Origin of the sequence: Citrobacter sp. Cy070, from assembly GCF_030332245.1 — a bacterium.
GTDB classification, from domain to species: domain Bacteria; phylum Pseudomonadota; class Gammaproteobacteria; order Enterobacterales; family Enterobacteriaceae; genus Citrobacter; species Citrobacter youngae.
Genome location: NZ_JAOWIG010000071.1, coordinates 1 through 2,420 on the forward strand (window position 1 = coordinate 1; position 2,420 = coordinate 2,420).

Annotated in this window: 3 protein-coding genes and 1 pseudogene; 2 read left to right on the forward strand and 2 right to left on the reverse strand. The window is 50.1% G+C overall.

Annotation, left to right across the window (positions count from 1 at the left end; genetic code table 11):
* Positions 1-34: 34 nt before the first annotated feature.
* The gene (locus OGY19_RS13135) at positions 35-640 is read right to left on the reverse strand and encodes a recombinase family protein (RefSeq protein WP_000509966.1); all 606 of its coding nucleotides are present in this window, start codon (positions 638-640) and stop codon (positions 35-37) included.
* 324 nt (positions 641-964) lie between these two features.
* Here OGY19_RS13135 and OGY19_RS13145 point away from each other — a divergent pair, with 324 nt between their 5' ends.
* Complete coding sequence (locus OGY19_RS13145) at positions 965-1,498, forward strand: hypothetical protein (RefSeq protein WP_116838178.1); 534 nt, start codon at positions 965-967, stop codon at positions 1,496-1,498.
* 115 nt (positions 1,499-1,613) lie between these two features.
* On the opposite strand, the gene OGY19_RS13150 is transcribed toward OGY19_RS13145, so the two are convergent.
* Positions 1,614-1,928: a hypothetical protein gene (locus OGY19_RS13150; RefSeq protein WP_286596608.1), complete on the reverse strand. Its 315-nt coding sequence runs from the start codon at positions 1,926-1,928 to the stop codon at positions 1,614-1,616.
* Here OGY19_RS13150 and OGY19_RS13155 point away from each other — a divergent pair.
* Positions 1,927-2,420 (forward strand): annotated as a pseudogene (locus tag OGY19_RS13155) (IS5-like element IS5B family transposase); the annotation flags it as partial. The gene OGY19_RS13150 and the pseudogene OGY19_RS13155 sit on opposite strands and share 2 nt — an antisense overlap.

Consider the following 2,420-nt stretch of genomic DNA (forward strand, 5'->3'; position numbering starts at 1 on the left):
AGGGGTCGGTTCCGGCTGAGGGCGAAATGACACCCTAAGCGTTAGCTCTGTGTCGTTGCACGATGTCAGCGACGGTATTCTTGCTGATACCGAGCTCGCGTGCGATCCAGCGATAGCTGCGTCCCTCGGCCCTCATCGCAACCACCTTAGGCAAAAGTCGGTCTGATTTTGGTCGCACTCCGGCCTGACGACCAAGCCTCTTACCACGTGCCTTCGCAACAGCAAGGCCTGACTTGACCCGCTCGCTGATGAGATCCCGCTCAAACTCCGCAATGCCGGAAAGAAACGTCGCCAGCATTCGTCCATACGGCGACGAAAGATCGAACGCCATTCCATTCATGGCTATCACGGAAACCTTCCAGTTCTCCAGTTCACGTAGCGTATTGAGCAGATCGAGCGTCGAGCGCCCCCACCGGGAAAGCTCAGTGACCAGGATTGCATCAATTTGTCTGGACTGGGCAAGCGCCAGGACTTTCTTTCGCTCGGCCCGGTCGAGTTTAGTTCCTGAACCTGTTTCCTTAAATATTCCCACCACGTCGTAGCCGGCACGGCCGGCGAAGGCTCGCAGATCAAATTCCTGGCGTTCACAAGACTGATCCGCTGTTGAAACCCGGCAGTAAATGGCGGCACGATGTCCCAATTGAACCCTCCTGGATTTTTGTATCGGAACGCCCTGATTTATATGGGGTTCGAGGGCTACCCGTGCGAAAAACCACGTTAAGAAACTAACAGTTTGAAATATCAAGACTTATGAGGCTATGTGTTTGGGGCGGAAAAGATCTTCCAAATATCGGTTATTGGACATTTTGAGACTGGATCGTATCAAAATCGATTTCTGATACCGCTTAGCGTGGTTTTTCACACCACTGGACTTAAAACCCCGAGACAGAGTGAGCAGACAGAACCGAACTGAACCTGAACGGGTTAAATCACCGTCACGTGGATTTTCTATGGGATTCTGAACATGGCCAGCACAGAAGAAAAATTACTCACGCTCCTGTTATCGGTGGAGCATCTGCAACATACCGCAATGGAGCAACAGAAAGCTGTTGCTGATTCTCTGGCTGTGGCAAGGGAAACACTTCGCGGATATCGGGATATTTCTGACGGTGTGGCAAAACAGGTCAGGGATGAAGTCAGAAACGAAGTGCAGAGGCTGGATGTTGCAGGGCTGATAGGTGAGCGCATCAGTCAGGATTTTCAGCGGCTGGAAGAGTCAGTCGCAAACATGAAGGCAAACGCGGATGCCCTGAACAGGGATATTGCGACAATTCACAGCAATATCGTGCAGGAATACAACACCCTTAAAGGGTATAGCTGGAAATGGCTGGGTGGGGTGTCAGTGGCCTTTCTGGTTATGTTCAGTGTGCTCGGATGGGGGATGAAAACAATTCTCGACAGGAACTACAACGCCACAGCGGCGGTGTATCAGAAAGTTGTGACACTGGAAGATAAACTGGCGGAGAAAACTGTCACGGGTAAGAGTCGGAAAAACTGACGCGCTCTGTGAGGTGTTTGAATTGTTCGCTGTTCACATCGGATAAAACCGATCTTGGAAAAAGAAACGTTGATAACTAAGATTCAGGATAGTAATCATCCTGAATCTTAATGAATTACCAGAATTTAAGTTTTGATAGTATTTTCTTACCTGCAGCAACAACAGTTGCAGCTACTACTTCAACAACTACATCCTTTACGTTATCCCAGGCTTCACCTGTCCATTCTTTAATGGTGTCCCATACGCCCTTTTCTGCGCTTTCTGCCATTTTTTCTGTTTTTATTTCTTCTCCTGCTTCGCGATAGAGAGCATATTTTTTCTCCTTTGGGAGGATGTCTATTATTGTCTCCATTGCTTTAGGGAAGGTGCGAACAAGTCCCTGATATGAGATCATGTTTGTCATCTGGAGCCATGGAACAGGGTTCATCATGAGTCATCAACTTACCTTCGCCGACAGTGAATTCAGCAGTAAGCGCCGTCAGACCAGAAAAGAGATTTTCTTGTCCCGCATGGAGCAGATTCTGCCATGGCAAAACATGGTGGAAGTCATCGAGCCGTTTTACCCCAAGGCTGGTAATGGCCGGCGACCTTATCCGCTGGAAACCATGCTACGCATTCACTGCATGCAGCATTGGTACAACCTGAGCGATGGCGCGATGGAAGATGCTCTGTACGAAATCGCCTCCATGCGTCTGTTTGCCCGGTTATCCCTGGATAGCGCCTTGCCGGACCGCACCACCATCATGAATTTCCGCCACCTGCTGGAGCAGCATCAACTGGCCCGCCAATTGTTCAAGACCATCAATCGCTGGCTGGCCGAAGCAGGCGTCATGATGACTCAAGGCACCTTGGTCGATGCCACCATCATTGAGGCACCCAGCTCGACCAAGAACAAAGAGCAGCAACGCGATCCGGAGATGCA